This is a genomic window from Salinithrix halophila (assembly GCF_042650125.1).
Taxonomy (GTDB): domain Bacteria; phylum Bacillota; class Bacilli; order Thermoactinomycetales; family DSM-45169; genus Salinithrix; species Salinithrix halophila.
Window position 1 is genome coordinate 175,508 of record NZ_JBHSAP010000015.1, and the last position, 14,458, is coordinate 189,965.

Sequence of the window (14,458 nt, forward strand, 5' to 3'; positions counted from 1 at the left end):
ATGAGCATCAAGCCTGAAGAGATCAGCTCGCTGATCAGACAGCAGATTGAGCAATATCAAGGAGACATCGAAGTCGTCGATGTCGGCACCGTTATCCAGGTCGGGGACGGGATTGCCCGTGTCCACGGCTTGACGAACGTGATGGCCGGGGAGCTCCTCGAGTTCCATAACGGCGTCATGGGGATGGCCCAAAACCTGGAGGAAGACCACGTCGGGATCGTGATCCTCGGTCCCTTCACAGATATTCGAGAAGGAGACCAGGTAAAACGGACCGGTCGTATTATGGAAGTACCCGTTGGAGACGCCCTCCTGGGCCGCGTCGTCAACCCTCTCGGCCAGCCGTTGGACGGCAAAGGCCCTATCGAAACCGCTGAATACCGTCCCATCGAAACCCGTGCTCCGGGTGTCATGGATCGGAAATCCGTCCATGAACCTCTCCAGACCGGAATCAAGGCGATTGACGCCATTATCCCCATCGGCCGCGGTCAGCGGGAATTGATCATCGGCGACCGTCAAACGGGGAAAACGACCGTAGCAGTCGATACGATCATCAACCAGAAAGACCAGGATATGATTTGTATCTACGTTGCTATCGGCCAGAAGCAGTCCACCGTGGTGGGTGTTGTGGAAAAACTGCGGAAAGCGGGCGCCATGGACTACACCATCGTTGTATCTGCCAGCGCCTCTGAGCCGTCTCCGCTCCTCTACCTGGCTCCTTATACGGGCTGCTCGATGGGTGAGCACTTCATGTATCAAGGAAAGCACGTGCTGGTGGTCTATGACGACCTGTCCAAGCAGGCCGCCGCATACCGGGAGCTCTCCCTCCTGCTGCGCCGCCCGCCGGGTCGTGAAGCTTTCCCTGGGGATGTCTTCTATCTTCATTCCCGCCTCTTGGAACGGGCTGCTAAGCTGTCCGACGAAAAGGGCGGTGGCTCCCTGACGGCGCTTCCCTTCATTGAAACCCAGGCGGGTGACATTGCCGCCTATATTCCGACCAACGTGATCTCCATCACCGACGGTCAGATCTTCCTAGAGACCGACCTGTTCCACTCCGGGGTGCGTCCGGCGGTCAACGTCGGAACCTCCGTCTCCCGGGTGGGTGGGGATGCCCAGATTAAGGCCATGAAAAAAGTGGCCGGTCCTCTGAAAGGGGAACTGGCTCAGTACCGCGATCTGCAAGCTTTTGCCCAGTTCGGTTCCGATCTGGATAAAGCGACCCAAGCCAAGTTGTCCCGGGGTGAGCGGCTGGTAGAGATTCTGAAGCAGGATGAAAGCGCGCCGCTGCCTGTGGAAAAGCAGATTCTTTCCATCTATGCAGCTACCCGCGGTTACCTGGATGACATTCCGGTGGCGGACATCCTCCGCTTCGAAAGTGAGTTCCATTCCTTCGTCGATGCCGAGCGGTCCGACCTCTTGAAGAAGCTCCGTGAAGAGAAAGCCCTGACCGAAGAGATCGAATCCGGTATCAAGAGTGCGATCGCGGACTTCAAAAAGGGCTTCGCCCCGTCTGAGTAAAACGATTTTCCCTAGCATCGATCATGCGTCGGCATGACTGTCGGTCGACGCCCTTTCCGGGGCGGCCGCAGTTAACCATCGACGGAGGAAAGGCGGTGAATAGCCATGGCAGAAAACATGCGGGATATCAAGCGGCGTATCCGTTCCTTCCAGAACATGAAACAGATTACCAAGGCGATGGAGATGGTCGCCGCTGCCAATCTCCGCAAAGCCCAGGAGCAGGCTCAGGCTTCCCGACCCTATACGGATAAGATGCGAGAGGTGATCGCTTCCGTCGCCACCGGTACCCAGGGGATCAAGCATCCGATGCTAATTTCCCGCCCAGTGAAAAAGACGGGTTACCTCGTGATCACGTCGGACCGGGGACTGGCCGGTGGGTTCAATGCGAACCTGTTACGGAATCTCCTACAAACCATCGGAAACCGGCACGGGAGCCGCGACGAGTATGCCATATTCGTCATCGGCCGCAAAGGGCGTGACTTCCTGAAACGGCGTGAACACCCGATTATCGAGGAGATCACGGGAATCCCCGATTCACCGGAGTACGCAGACATCAAGCCGATCGCCCAACGGGCTGTCAAGATGTTTGCCGACGGGGAGTTCGACGAACTCAACCTGGTCTATAACGAATTCATCAATCCGGTGACCCAGCGCCCTGTGGAAAAACGGCTTCTTCCCTTGGCCGAAGTGGAAGGGGAAGAGAAGGACGGACAAAAGGCGCTTTATGAATATGAGCCTTCCGCGGAAGAGGTGCTGGAGGCCATCCTGCCGCGTTACGCGGAGACCCTGGTCTATAGTGCCCTACTGGAATCCAAAGCAAGTGAATTCGGCTCTCGGATGACGGCGATGAGCAGCGCCACGGACAACGCCGGTGAGCTGATCGGCAAGTTGACGCTGAAGTACAACCGGGCGCGTCAGGCCGCGATCACTCAGGAGCTGGCAGAGATCGTCGGCGGGGCCAACGCCCTCAGCTAAACGGATACGGGGCGGAAAGGAGAGGGTCTTCCCTCTCTCGCTTCGGATATCGGATCAGAGTTCGTACAACAGGACAAGATTCCGTCAGCGGCAAAGCCGCTAACGGGCTTCTAAGGAGGGAAACGGATGAGCACTGGACGCGTCAGCCAGGTGATGGGCCCCGTCGTCGACATTCAGTTCGAACGCGGCCATCTGCCTGAAATCAACAACGCGATCAAGATTCAAAATAAAGCCAAGACCAGCAACGAGCAGGACATCGACCTGACCGTGGAAGCCGCCCTCCATCTGGGGGATAACATGGTGCGCTGTATTGCCATGTCTTCTACCGACGGTCTGGTCCGTGGGATGGAAGCGGTGGATACGGGGAAAGCAATTACAATCCCCGTTGGCCGCCCCACCCTCGGTCGGGTATTTAATGTCTTAGGTGAGCCGATTGACGAGAAGAATGAAGTGGTTTCCAACGACCATTATTCCATTCATCGGCCTGCCCCCGCTTATGAGAACCTCTCTACCCAGGAAGAGATCCTGGAAACGGGGATTAAGGTTGTCGATCTCTTGGCACCCTACGCCAAGGGCGGAAAGATTGGCCTTTTTGGCGGTGCCGGTGTGGGTAAGACCGTTCTGATTCAGGAACTGATCCACAACATCGCTCAAGAGCACGGCGGTCTATCCGTATTTGCCGGTGTAGGGGAGCGTACCCGGGAAGGGAACGACCTCTATCACGAAATGAGTGATTCCGGCGTGATCGAGAAGACCACGATGGTCTTCGGCCAGATGAACGAGCCGCCGGGTGCCCGGATGCGGGTCGCGTTGACCGGTCTTACCATGGCTGAATACTTCCGCGATGAGGAAGGACAGGACGTGCTGTTCTTCGTCGACAACATCTTCCGCTTTACCCAGGCGGGGTCTGAAGTGTCCGCCCTGTTGGGCCGGATGCCTTCCGCCGTGGGTTATCAGCCGACGCTCGCCACGGAAATGGGTCAGCTGCAAGAGCGGATTACCTCGACCAAGAAGGGTTCCGTGACCTCGATCCAGGCTATCTATGTGCCGGCTGACGACTATACCGACCCGGCACCGGCGACCACCTTCGCCCACTTGGATGCCACCACCAACCTGGAGCGCTCCCTGGCGGCCAAGGCCATTTTCCCCGCTGTGGATCCCCTCGCCTCCACCTCCCGGATTCTTGCTCCTTCGGTCGTCGGCCAGGAGCACTACGATGTAGCTCGGGGTGTGCAGGAAATCCTGCAGCGGTATAAAGAATTGCAGGATATCATCGCCATCTTGGGGATGGACGAATTGTCCGAGGAAGACAAGCAAACCGTCGCCCGGGCCCGTCGGATCGAGAAATTCCTTTCCCAGCCGATGAACGTGGCCGAGCAATTCACCGGCCAGCCCGGGAAGTACGTTCCGGTTAAGGATACCGTCCGCAGCTTCAAAGAAATCCTGGACGGTAAGCACGACAACCTTCCGGAAGACGCCTTCTACATGGTGGGAAGCATCGAAGAAGCCGTGGAAAAGGCGAAACAGCTCGCGTAATCCGCGGGTTGAAAGGAGAGGCTGTCCATGAGTACCATGCAATTGGACATCGTCACCCCGGAGCGGAAGGTATACTCCGAACAGGTGGACATGGTCGTTGCCAGGGCTGCCGAAGGAGATATCGGGATTTTGCCCCACCACAGCCCCTTTATCAGCCCGCTTCAGGTGACGGCGGTCAAAGTGAAAAAAGACGGTGAGGAGCAGCTGATTGCGATCAGCGGCGGGTTTATCGAAGTGCATGATAACAAGGTGACCCTCCTCGCCGAATCGGCGGAACTGCCGGGGGAAATCGACGTCAACCGCGCTATTGCAGCCAAGGAACGAGCCGAAAATCGTCTGGCTGATAAGAAGCAGGAAGACCTTGACTTTAAACGGGCACAGCTTTCCCTGCAACGGGCGATGGTTCGCATCCGTGTCGGCAAAGCCCGTTGAGGCTTGACTTACTTGTTGTAATGAAAAGGCAACCCCTACTGGGGTTGCCTTTTTCAATGGGGGATTGCACGCTCGTGTTACAACTTTGGACGTAGGGTGGATCGCCGTGGGATGTAGGACCGGACTGTGATACAATGGGGAAAAGTCCCCCTGGTTTTCTCAGGGACGGCGCTTATTGAAAGCGCTGTCATAGGGGGGATTCCTGGAGAACGGTTTTCCGAACGGGCGCTCACTTTGTAGGAAGTGCGGAAGGGAAGGGCTTGATGCGTTCCAGGTTCAGAGCTGAGCATGGATGGTGGTGACGCCAGGAAAGGTTTGGTATAATCGCAATGGAAGAAATAGCAATAAAATTGCGGTACTAGGCTCCGGCAGTTTTATGCTTCATTCTGAGGAAGCTTTTCCATGATGAGGGATGGAGGGACATCGATGGAGTACACCGAAAGTTATATGACCGTAGTGATCTTCATTATCCTGGGTCTGGCGCTTCCCGCTGCGGCATTGACGGCAGGCCGTCTGTTGCGTCCTCACAGGCCGTCACCGGCCAAGACGATCAGTTATGAAAGCGGAGTGGACCCTACCGGTGACAGTTGGGTCCAGTTCAATGTCCGGTATTATTTATTCGCCCTGTTATTTGTGATCTTTGATGTAGAGACGGTTTTTCTCTATCCTTGGGCGGTTGCTTACGATACATTACGGGCTGAGATGGGCTTGTTTATCCTGGTGGAGATGCTGATCTTTGTCCTGTTTTTACTCATCGGTTTGATTTACGCCTGGAAAAAGAAGGTGTTGGAATGGACATAAAGTTGGAGGGCCTCACACCGGACACGGAAGAGGAGCTAAAGCGCAACGTTCTGACCACGACCCTGGATCAGGTGAAAGCATGGGCTCGCAGCAATTCCCTGTGGCCGATGACATTCGGATTGGCGTGCTGTGCGATTGAGATGATGGGAACTGGGGCGGCTCACTATGATTTGGATCGGTTCGGTTCCTTTTTTCGGGCCTCCCCTCGTCAGTCGGATGTCATGATTGTCGCCGGGACGGTTACGAAAAAGATGGGACCGCTTTTACGCCGGCTGTACGATCAGATGCCGGAGCCCAAATGGGTGATCGCGATGGGATCCTGTGCCACAGCGGGGGGGCCTTACGTCAAATCTTATGCGGTGATTAAAGGGGTGGATCAGATCGTTCCGGTCGACGTCTACATTCCCGGCTGCCCGCCTAACCCGGCGGCGCTCATCTACGGGATCAATAAGCTGCAGGAAAAAATCCGCTATGAAGCGAGAACGGGGAAGAGGGTGACCCAGCGGTGACAGAGAGAGACAACGGAAAAGCGGAGAAAAAAGCCGATTCTTCGGCAGGGGAGAACCCACCGGAAACGGGGGAACAGTCCCGCGGGGATGCTTCTGAAACCAGAAAGCAAACTCAGGAATCCCCTTCCTCTGGGGCCGCTGCCGAAAAGAGGGGCACGGAAAATGAACCCAGCAGAGAAATGAACGGGGAATCCGAAGGAAAGGTCGCCGGCTCCGAGAAAGATCTAAAGACAAAAACCGCCGCTGCGGCGAAAGCAGCCGCAGCAGCCAAGCCCAAGGTGGGAAGTGCCCGTAAGCGTCCCAGCGGAAAAAAGCCAGAGGAGCCGTTGGAGCCCTCCCCCAAACAACCGCTTCTGGATGCCTTTGTCGCCAAGTTGAAACAAGGGGTGGGCGAAAAAGCGGTGGAGGATTCCTTTATCAACCGGCTCAATGGGCATTTGCCCACCCTAGTAATCCCTGCGGCCCGATGGCTGGAGGTGGCCCGTTTCATCAAAGAGGATGAAAGCTTCGCCTTCGACTTTCTGCAAAATTTATCAGGGGTGGATTACGAAACCCACATGGAAGTCGTCGTTCATCTTTATTCCCTAGAGCATCGTCATTCCCTCTGTGTCCGAGTGAAAACCGATCGAGAAGCATCCATCGTCCCTTCGGTGACGCAGGTGTGGCAGGCAGCGGACTGGAATGAGCGGGAGGTTTACGACTTGTTGGGAATCCGGTTTACTGAACACCCCAATCTGAAGAGAATCCTCATGCCTGATGACTGGGTGGGACACCCCTTGCGCAAAGATTACCAAGCCTACGATGGGGACATCTGACGGGGCCCGGCATTCCGATTTTATCTCATTTCACGGGGAGGTGGATGCCACCTTGCAAGCCATGACTATACTCGGGCCGGTGGTTCTCCTGCTGGTTGTACTCGGTTTCGTGACGATGTCCATCTTGTTTGAGCGGAAAGTGATCGGTTGGATGCAGGGGCGTCACGGCCCCAACCGGGTTGGCCCTTGGGGGATGCTACAGACCGTGGCCGACGTGTTAAAGCTGTTGCTGAAGGAAGACATTATTCCCGCTAAAGCCGATCGTTCCCTGTTCAAGATCGCCCCGGTGATCGCCTTCGTCCCTGCTTTCGCCGTCCTGGCGGTGATCCCTTTTACTCCCAAACTTGTCTTTGCCGATCTTGGTGTGGGGCTTCTCTACTACATCGCTGTTTCCAGCATCACCACCATCGGTGTCCTAGCCGGAGGGTGGGCTTCCAATAACAAATACGCACTCCTCGGGGCGATGCGTTCCGCAGCTCAGATGATCAGTTACGAAATCCCGCTGGTGATGGCGGTCGTTGGCGTGATCATGAGTGCCGGCTCGATCAACTTGGTGAAGATCGTCGAAGCTCAGCAAGATGTCTGGTACATTTTGCCCCAGATCATCGGTTTCGCCGTTTTTTTCGTGGCTTCCCTTGCGGAATTAAACCGGACTCCCTTTGATCTGCCTGAAGCGGAATCGGAACTGGTGTCCGGTTACCATGTCGAATACACCGGCTTCCGATTCGCCTTTTTCATGTTGGCGGAGTATGTGTATGTGTTCGCTATGGCAGGATTGACGACCGTTCTCTTTCTCGGCGGGTGGAACCCGGTCTTCGGCCTCGATGTCATCCCCCCGATACTCTGGTTTCTTCTTAAGTTTTTCGTGATTGTTTTTTCGCTATTTTGGATTCGGGCAACACTTCCGAGGATTCGGATCGACCAATTGATGCAACTGGGGTGGAAAGTGCTTCTGCCCCTCGCCCTCGCTAACATCTTCCTGTCCGCGGTGCTAAAAGAAGTACCGGGGATCGGAAATTTCTACTGAGCCCGCCAAGGAGGGATACCCATGAAGGGTCTGATTAAGGGGATGGGGGTCACGCTGAAGACGATGACTAAGCAGAAAGTGACCCACCATTATCCTGATGAGCCGATGAACATGCCGGACCGCTTTCGAGGGATCCAGCACTTTGACCCGGAAAAGTGTATCGTCTGCAATCAATGTGTCCGGGTTTGCCCGACGGACTGTATCACCCTGACTGGTCGAAAGCACCCGGATCCCGGCAAGCGGGGAAAAATCATCGATACCTATGATATCAATTTTGAAATCTGCATCTTATGCGATCTCTGCACAGAGGTATGCCCGACCGAAGCGATCGTGATGACCCAGAATTTCGAATTGGCAGCCTATAGTCGGGACGACCTTTTTAAGGATATGGAATGGCTCCATGACAACAACAGCCGGATCCGCAGTGAGAATAATCTTAACGCCAAGGGGGTCAAGTGATGCTGATCTCCGGAGAGTTCATTGCCTTTTTCCTTCTGTCGATGATGGCGATCGGGGGGGCCATCTTTATGATTAACCTTACCCGAGTGGTCCACATGGTGCTGGCATTGGCTTTCACTTTTTTCAGTATCGCCGGTATTTATGTCCTCCTGAACGCAGAATTTCTGGCGGCCGTACAGGTGTTGATCTATACGGGAGCGGTTTCGATCTTGATGCTTTTCGGGATTATGCTGACCCGCCACCGGGATGGCGGCGGGGATGAGACCAGTCGCCGACCCTGGCACACCTTGTTCAGCTTTCTCGGTGTTGCCGCTTTTTTCGGTGCCGTAATGTGGGTGATCTACCACACACCGATGCCTAGTGAAACCGCAAAAACGTCGGCGTACACCGTGGCCAAACTGGGGGAATCCGTCTTTAAACAGTACGTGATCCCTTTTGAATTGACCTCCGTTCTTTTGCTGGTCGCTCTGGTGGGAGCGGTTATCCTGGCGAAAAAGGAGGCGGATTCCTGATGCCGGTTACCTCGTACCTCGCTCTGGGGGCGATCCTGTTTAGTATCGGTCTTTACGGGGTTTTGACCAAGCGGAATGCAGTACTCGTTCTCTTCTCGATGGAGTTGATGCTGAATGCCGCCAATATCAACCTGGTTGCTTTCTCCAAGTACGGCCTTTACGCGAATCAGACCGGGCAAGTATTCACCTTGTTTACCATCACCGTGGCCGCCGCGGAAGCCGCGGTGGGAATCGCCATTCTCTTCGCTCTGTATCGCCACCGAAACACGGTGGAGGCGGATCGGTTCGATTCTATGAAGGGTTGAAGTTCCCTCTGTTTTCACTACACATGCAAGGACGGGTGATCCCATGTCAGAATTTGCGTGGTTGATTCCCCTCTTTCCTCTGATTTCCTTCTTCCTATTGACAGCAGGCCGCCGTTTCGTTGCGGAAGGGACCGCCGCTTGGACTGCATCCGGGGCTGTCCTCGCATCCACCATCCTCTCATTTGGCGTTCTTTTGGAGAAGATGGTGGATACGTCATCCACCGTGGTGCGCTGGCCTTGGCTGTCTTTGGGGGAAACATCGGTTACGTTCGGGGTTGAGGTCAACCAGCTCAATGCATTGATGTTGTCTATCGTCAGCCTAGTCAGCTTTCTGGTTTATGTCTATTCCCGAGGGTACATGGCCGGGGATAACCGAGTTTCCGTTTTCTACGCCTACTTATCCCTGTTCACCTTTTCCATGTTGGGACTGGTGCTGTCACCGAACTTGCTTCAGATTTATATTTTCTGGGAACTAGTCGGGGTTTGTTCCTTCCTGTTGATCGGTTTTTGGTATTTCAAGCCGGAAGCACGGCAGGCGGCTAAAAAGGCCTTTATCGTCACCCGGGTTGGGGATGTCGGTCTCTTCATTGCCGTCATTTTGGCCTTTTGGCAGGCGGGTAGCTTCGACTTGGCCGATATTTTCGCCGCCTTGGAGGCAGGAAGCATCGAGCCGGGTATGATTACGCTGATTGCGCTTCTTATCTTTGTGGGGGCGATGGGGAAATCCGGACAGTTTCCGCTACATACCTGGTTACCGGATGCGATGGAGGGTCCCACCCCAGTCAGCGCCCTCATCCACGCCGCTACTATGGTGGCGGCAGGGGTCTACCTGGTTGCCCGGACTTTTCCTCTCTTTGAAGCCTCCCCGGCAGCTATGGATACAGTGGTATATGTCGGCGCATTCACGGCGATTTTCGCCGCGTCCATCGGGCTGGTGCAGAATGATATCAAGCGCATCCTGGCCTACTCTACCGTCAGTCAGCTGGGTTATATGATGCTGGCTCTGGGTGCTGGGGGGTATGCTGCGGGCATCTTCCACTTGATGACCCACGCGTTCTTCAAAGCACTTCTGTTCCTGGCCGCAGGAGCTGTGATCACGGCTCTTCACCACGAACAGGATATTCGAAAAATGGGCGGCCTTTGGCGAACCCATCGCGGGGTCGGCTGGTTGTTTTTAATCGGGTGCTTGGCCATCGCCGGGGTGCCTCCGTTGGCGGGCTTCTTCTCCAAGGATGAGATGTTAACCGCTGCCTGGCTGGACGGTCGGCCTGGTGTCTTCACCGTCGGGGTGATAGCTGCCTTTTTCACCGCTTTCTATATGTTCCGCCTTTTCTTCGGGGTCTTCACGGGAGAATACCGGGGCGAAACGAGAGCCAAATCCGTTCCAAGGGTGATGGTGTGGCCGATGGTTGTATTAGCGGTTCCGGCTGTTACCGCCGGTTTCGCTGAAATCCCGGGACATTCCTTCAGTCAATGGCTGACTGAGGGAGCTGGCATTGCAGCTGGACCGGAAGGGGAGACCCCCCTATGGCTACCGGTTTTGGCTGTGCTGGTATCGGTTGCCGGGATCGGGCTTGCTTGGGCGATGTACAAGAAACAATCCCTCTCTCCGAAATCCTTCGTCCGCGCCGCACCTTGGCTCCATACCTTGTTGTTTCGGAAGGTTTATATCGACGAGATCTACCGGGGGGGCTTGGTCCGTCCCTACCGGGTCCTGGGCCGGGTGCTGGTCTTTATTGACCGGTACCTGGTTGGAGGGTTGGTGCGAGTTGTCGCCGGAATATTTCGGAATCTGGGACGCTTTGGTTCCGCCGCCCAGAACGGCCAGACACAGACCTATGTTCTGTACAGCCTGATCGGGCTGGTGTTGTTGTTCGTCGGTCTGACAGCGGGGAGGTTGTTGGGATAATGGAGATGCTCATAAAAACACTGCCTAGCTGGATCGTTTTCTCCCCCCTGTTGGGAGCCGCAGTGATTCTATTCTTCCCCCGGGAGAAAAGCGGTTGGATTCGACGGATTGGATGGTTGGGGACCCTTCCCCCTCTCCTGTTTTCCCTTTTTTTGTACGCTCGGTTTGATGCAGGAATACAGGGTGTGCAGTTCGGACAGAACATTCCCTGGTTCAGCATCCCGCTTCCTCAGGGAAAGAGTTGGCCGATCGCCTATCAGCTGGGCGTGGATGGTCTGTCCATGCCCCTGATGTTGCTGGCGGCGTTGATCGCCTCTCTGGCGGCGATCGCTTCCCTCTATATCAAGGAGCGCCATAAAGAGTATTTTCTCCTTTTTCTGCTCTTGGAGATGGGGACGCTGGGGGTCTTTCTCGCTCGCAACCTCTTTCTCTTTTTCCTCTTCTTTGAGGTGACCCTGGTTGCGATGTTTTTCCTGATCGGGATTTGGGGTTACGTCCACCGCGAGAAGACGGCCAATCAGTTTTTACTCTACAATGGACTGGGCTCCGCCTTCATGTTGATCGGTTTCCTCGGCATTCTCGCTCTGTTCCAAACACTGGATTTTAACCAATTGCAGGCGGTACTGAGCGACCCCCGAACCAGCCCGCTCCTGGAACAGGGGATGGTCAACAGGCTGATGTGGGGGATCTTTCTCTGCCTGGCCCTCGCCTTCGCGATCAAACTGCCGATCTTCCCTTTCCATACCTGGATGCTGAAGGTTCATACGGAAGCCCCGCCGGCGGTAGTGATGATTCATGCCGGGGTGCTTCTAAAAATGGGGGCCTACGGGATGATTCGGTTTGGGGTGGAATTGTTTCCCGAGCAGGTGAAGGCTTCCGCCTCAGTCCTGGCGCTCTTGGGTTTGGTCAATATCTTGTACGGAGCGGTCCTGGCCTTCACCCAGAAGGATTTGAAACGTGTATTGGCCTATTCGAGTGTTAGCCACATGGGGATCATCCTGTTCGGCATCGCTTCCCTCAACCTGGTCGGTCTTCAAGGGGCCGTATTTCAAGCGGTTTCCCACGGTTTCATCGCAGCGCTGCTGTTTTTCTTTGTTGCTTCTCTCCATGAGCGGATGAGGACGACGATGATCGCGGAGTTAGGGGGGCTGGCCCGGTCCATGCCGGTGTTGATGGGGATCTTCCTCGCAGGGGGGCTGGCCCTGCTTGGCCTTCCGGGTACCTCCGGCTTCATCTCCGAGTTTCTGGCTTTCCTCGGATTATTTGAAAGCCAGCCGGTGGTGGCCGCCGTCGGGACGATCGGTTTGGTTCTTACCGCGGTTTATAGCTTGCGGGCGGTTCTCTCCACCAGTTTTGGTCCGATCTCGGAGCGGTGGCAAAACCTGCGAGATATCCGATGGGCGGAGGCAGGACCGATGTTGGTTCTCCTTAGCCTCATCCTTCTGATCGGTGTTTGGCCGGCGACACTCGAGGCTCCGATACAGACGACACTGCAGCTGATCGCTGCGAGGATAGGGGGGTAGAGCATGGAAAAGTTTTTACTCGACTATGACTGGACCGTGCTGGCTCCTGAATTGACCATCGCCGGTGCGGCAGCGCTCCTGTCCATCATCGACCTGGTTCTAAAACCGAATAGAGGCCGACACATCTTGGCCTGGATGGCCTTGGCCGCTGTGGCTGCTGCAGGGTATTTCACCGCTATACGGTTGGGGGCACCCCCTTATGAAATCCTGGCTGATACCTATCGTGTGGACGACTTCGCCCGCGCCTTCAAATTAATTCTTTTGACTGGGACGGGGTTGGTGTTCCTGATATCCTTTAGGGAATTCCGGGAGGAGAAAGGGTTTGCCCAGGGGGAATACTATTACCTCCTGCTGACGGCCCTCCTCGGGGGAATGGTAATGACCTCCTCCGCCGACCTCATTACCCTCTTCGTCGGTCTGGAGTTGTTATCCATTTCCTCCTATATCCTGGCGGGAATCCGTCGGCGGCATGGGGAGTCCAGCGAAGCGGCCTGGAAATATGTCGTCATGGGCGGGGTTTCTTCTGCCTTCATCCTGTATGGGATGTCCTTCCTGTATGGGCTTGCCGGAAGCACCAATCTGTTTACCCTGAGGGAGCGACTGGCTGAAGCCTACAATAATGGTTACGAATCCTTTATTCTGCTGTCTTTTTTCTGCATGTTGTTGGGATTTGGGTTCAAGGTGGCCTCGGCGCCTTTCCATATGTGGGCACCTGATGTATACCAGGGTTCTCCAACGCCGGTGGCTGCTTTTCTCGCTGTCGTTTCCAAATCGGCTGCCTTTGCCTTCATCCTGCGGATCTTTCTCATTGCCTTCTTGTTCTTGTACCAAGTGGGTCCCGGGAAAGAAACGGTAGGATGGGGCCTGTGGATTGTTGCAAGTCTGTCTATGGTAATCGGGAACAGTGTTGCCTTGAAACAACTGCGGACAAAACGATTGTTGGCCTATTCAAGTGTCGCCCATGGGGGTTATCTCCTTGTTCCTCTGGCGGCCCTGGGGCCGACACTCTTTGAAAGTACCCTCTACTACCTATTGGCCTACCTGTTCATGACCCTGGGGGCTTTCACCGTGGTGATGGTGGTGGAGCGCGAGTCGGGAAAGGGAGACCTGTCGGCTTTTGCCGGTCTTTCCCGCCGTTCCCCCTTCGCGGCGGCTGGGATGGCTCTCTTTCTCGTCTCCCTGGCGGGGATTCCGGTGACCGCTGGCTTTTTCGGCAAGTTTTATATCCTGATTAACACCGTCACCTCCGGTTCAGCTGACAATCCGGGTCCCTACTGGTTGGCCGCCATTATGTTAGGGACCACGGTCGTTTCTTACTTCTACTACTTTGGGATCATTCGGATGATGTATTTCCGCCCGCCCCAAATGGAAGGAAAACTGAGGGTGTCTGTAGGTCCGGCATGGGTGATCGGAATCGCCGTCCTCGGCACTCTGGCTCTCGGTTTTATGCCTCAGTGGGTATTGGATTTCCTCGGCACCCTCGACTGGGTATCCGCTATCTCTCCTTTAAAACAGGGGCCTGTCGGCCAGTGACGGTAAACGTCATGGGATCAAACAGCCCGGTTTTCCATGATCCATGGGAATCCGGGCTGTTTTTTGGTTTAACGATAACTGGAAAGGGAAGGAAAAAAGAAGCCCTTTTTGAATCCCTCAGCTATCGGCGAGCTTTTGCGGGTATGAAATAGTGGAAAATCCATTCGAACCCAGCCAACATCAGGCCGATGGTGAGAGCGGCAGAGGAGGCGATGGTAAACCGGGGAAAGAGTACCGACAGAAGAATCAACACCAAGGCGTAGGTGAACAAATCGATCAGAGCTACCATAGACCCGCTTCGGATGGGATAGAGGAAATAATCGACGCCGATGGCGGCCCCTGCGAGGACAAAGGCTGTAAAGAGGAGAACGCCGGGCGAATGGATGGACATCTCTTCAAGACTGTTGTTACCGAAGCTGAGGATCACCCAGGCAACGGCCCAGCGGATAACAAAATGTAGCGTCAACAAACCAAACCTCCATGACCGGAACAGTTATCTTGGGTAGTATTCCACCAGATGAACTTCTCATGTTAGGGGTAAGGAAATCGTTGCGTTTGGGGTCGTTTTGAGTTAGCATGGGAATATCGTGAACCCACAGTCAGAGGA

General features: G+C 55.2%; 15 protein-coding genes. 14 read left to right on the forward strand and 1 reads right to left on the reverse strand.

All coding sequences use genetic code 11. The annotated features are described in order from the left end of the window. The 14 genes from atpA to ACFOUO_RS11165 all read left to right on the forward strand — a co-directional run bounded on the left by atpA (nt 1) and on the right by ACFOUO_RS11165 (nt 13,851). A complete protein-coding gene (gene atpA / locus ACFOUO_RS11100; RefSeq protein WP_380705185.1) occupies nt 1-1,515 on the forward strand; it encodes a F0F1 ATP synthase subunit alpha in 1,515 nt (504 codons plus the stop codon). A gap of 105 nt (nt 1,516-1,620) precedes the next feature. Beyond that, a complete protein-coding gene (gene atpG / locus ACFOUO_RS11105) occupies nt 1,621-2,490 on the forward strand; it encodes an ATP synthase F1 subunit gamma (protein WP_380705186.1) in 870 nt (289 codons plus the stop codon). A 126-nt stretch (nt 2,491-2,616) separates the two neighbouring features. Beyond that, entirely contained in the window at nt 2,617-4,026 is a 1,410-nt protein-coding gene (gene atpD / locus ACFOUO_RS11110) for a F0F1 ATP synthase subunit beta (RefSeq protein WP_380705187.1), read from the forward strand. A 27-nt stretch (nt 4,027-4,053) separates the two neighbouring features. Then, entirely contained in the window at nt 4,054-4,458 is a 405-nt protein-coding gene (locus ACFOUO_RS11115) for a F0F1 ATP synthase subunit epsilon (RefSeq protein ID WP_380705188.1), read from the forward strand. 426 nt (nt 4,459-4,884) lie between these two features. Further along, nucleotides 4,885-5,259, forward strand: a complete 375-nt coding sequence (locus ACFOUO_RS11120; protein ID WP_380705189.1) for an NADH-quinone oxidoreductase subunit A — start codon at nt 4,885-4,887, stop codon at nt 5,257-5,259. Beyond that, nucleotides 5,250-5,768 (forward strand): NuoB/complex I 20 kDa subunit family protein, encoded by a 519-nt coding sequence (locus ACFOUO_RS11125; protein ID WP_380705190.1) that lies wholly within the window; start codon nt 5,250-5,252, stop codon nt 5,766-5,768. The genes ACFOUO_RS11120 and ACFOUO_RS11125 overlap by 10 nt, the downstream gene beginning before the upstream one ends. Beyond that, nucleotides 5,765-6,583 (forward strand): NADH-quinone oxidoreductase subunit C, encoded by an 819-nt coding sequence (locus tag ACFOUO_RS11130; RefSeq protein ID WP_380705191.1) that lies wholly within the window; start codon nt 5,765-5,767, stop codon nt 6,581-6,583. Before ACFOUO_RS11125 ends, ACFOUO_RS11130 begins: the two co-directional genes overlap by 4 nt. 61 nt (nt 6,584-6,644) lie before the next feature. Next, the gene (nuoH, locus tag ACFOUO_RS11135) at nt 6,645-7,610 is read left to right on the forward strand and encodes an NADH-quinone oxidoreductase subunit NuoH (protein ID WP_380705557.1); all 966 of its coding nucleotides are present in this window, start codon (nt 6,645-6,647) and stop codon (nt 7,608-7,610) included. Nucleotides 7,611-7,631: 21 nt separating this feature from the next. Next, nucleotides 7,632-8,069 (forward strand): NADH-quinone oxidoreductase subunit NuoI, encoded by a 438-nt coding sequence (gene nuoI / locus ACFOUO_RS11140; RefSeq protein ID WP_380705192.1) that lies wholly within the window; start codon nt 7,632-7,634, stop codon nt 8,067-8,069. Nucleotides 8,070-8,074: 5 nt separating this feature from the next. Beyond that, a complete protein-coding gene (locus tag ACFOUO_RS11145; RefSeq protein ID WP_380705558.1) occupies nt 8,075-8,581 on the forward strand; it encodes an NADH-quinone oxidoreductase subunit J in 507 nt (168 codons plus the stop codon). Next, nucleotides 8,581-8,886, forward strand: coding sequence for an NADH-quinone oxidoreductase subunit NuoK (nuoK, locus tag ACFOUO_RS11150; RefSeq protein WP_380705193.1), 306 nt, complete (start codon nt 8,581-8,583; stop codon nt 8,884-8,886). The genes ACFOUO_RS11145 and nuoK overlap by 1 nt, the downstream gene beginning before the upstream one ends. Before the next feature lie 43 nt (nt 8,887-8,929). Further along, the gene (nuoL, locus tag ACFOUO_RS11155) at nt 8,930-10,795 is read left to right on the forward strand and encodes an NADH-quinone oxidoreductase subunit L (RefSeq protein WP_380705194.1); all 1,866 of its coding nucleotides are present in this window, start codon (nt 8,930-8,932) and stop codon (nt 10,793-10,795) included. Nucleotides 10,796-10,800: 5 nt separating this feature from the next. Then, entirely contained in the window at nt 10,801-12,318 is a 1,518-nt protein-coding gene (locus ACFOUO_RS11160; protein WP_380705559.1) for a complex I subunit 4 family protein, read from the forward strand. 3 nt (nt 12,319-12,321) lie between these two features. Further along, nucleotides 12,322-13,851: an NADH-quinone oxidoreductase subunit N gene (locus tag ACFOUO_RS11165; RefSeq protein ID WP_380705195.1), complete on the forward strand. Its 1,530-nt coding sequence runs from the start codon at nt 12,322-12,324 to the stop codon at nt 13,849-13,851. A gap of 121 nt (nt 13,852-13,972) precedes the next feature. On the opposite strand, the gene ACFOUO_RS11170 is transcribed toward ACFOUO_RS11165, so the two are convergent. After that, nucleotides 13,973-14,317: a hypothetical protein gene (locus ACFOUO_RS11170; protein ID WP_380705196.1), complete on the reverse strand. Its 345-nt coding sequence runs from the start codon at nt 14,315-14,317 to the stop codon at nt 13,973-13,975. Nucleotides 14,318-14,458: the final 141 nt, after the last annotated feature.

What these genes read in the sequence shown, in the direction of transcription:
- ACFOUO_RS11120 (WP_380705189.1), top strand. Translation starts at nt 4,885, where the DNA reads ATGGAGTACACCGAAAGTTATATGACCGTAGTGATCTTCATTATCCTG.
- nuoH (WP_380705557.1), top strand. Translation starts at nt 6,645, where the DNA reads ATGACTATACTCGGGCCGGTGGTTCTCCTGCTGGTTGTACTCGGTTTC.
- ACFOUO_RS11125 (WP_380705190.1), top strand. Translation starts at nt 5,250, where the DNA reads ATGGACATAAAGTTGGAGGGCCTCACACCGGACACGGAAGAGGAGCTA.
- nuoL (WP_380705194.1), top strand. Translation starts at nt 8,930, where the DNA reads ATGTCAGAATTTGCGTGGTTGATTCCCCTCTTTCCTCTGATTTCCTTC.
- atpA (WP_380705185.1), top strand. Translation starts at nt 1, where the DNA reads ATGAGCATCAAGCCTGAAGAGATCAGCTCGCTGATCAGACAGCAGATT.
- ACFOUO_RS11165 (WP_380705195.1), top strand. Translation starts at nt 12,322, where the DNA reads ATGGAAAAGTTTTTACTCGACTATGACTGGACCGTGCTGGCTCCTGAA.
- ACFOUO_RS11115 (WP_380705188.1), top strand. Translation starts at nt 4,054, where the DNA reads ATGAGTACCATGCAATTGGACATCGTCACCCCGGAGCGGAAGGTATAC.
- ACFOUO_RS11160 (WP_380705559.1), top strand. Translation starts at nt 10,801, where the DNA reads ATGCTCATAAAAACACTGCCTAGCTGGATCGTTTTCTCCCCCCTGTTG.
- nuoK (WP_380705193.1), top strand. Translation starts at nt 8,581, where the DNA reads ATGCCGGTTACCTCGTACCTCGCTCTGGGGGCGATCCTGTTTAGTATC.
- nuoI (WP_380705192.1), top strand. Translation starts at nt 7,632, where the DNA reads ATGAAGGGTCTGATTAAGGGGATGGGGGTCACGCTGAAGACGATGACT.
- atpD (WP_380705187.1), top strand. Translation starts at nt 2,617, where the DNA reads ATGAGCACTGGACGCGTCAGCCAGGTGATGGGCCCCGTCGTCGACATT.
- atpG (WP_380705186.1), top strand. Translation starts at nt 1,621, where the DNA reads ATGGCAGAAAACATGCGGGATATCAAGCGGCGTATCCGTTCCTTCCAG.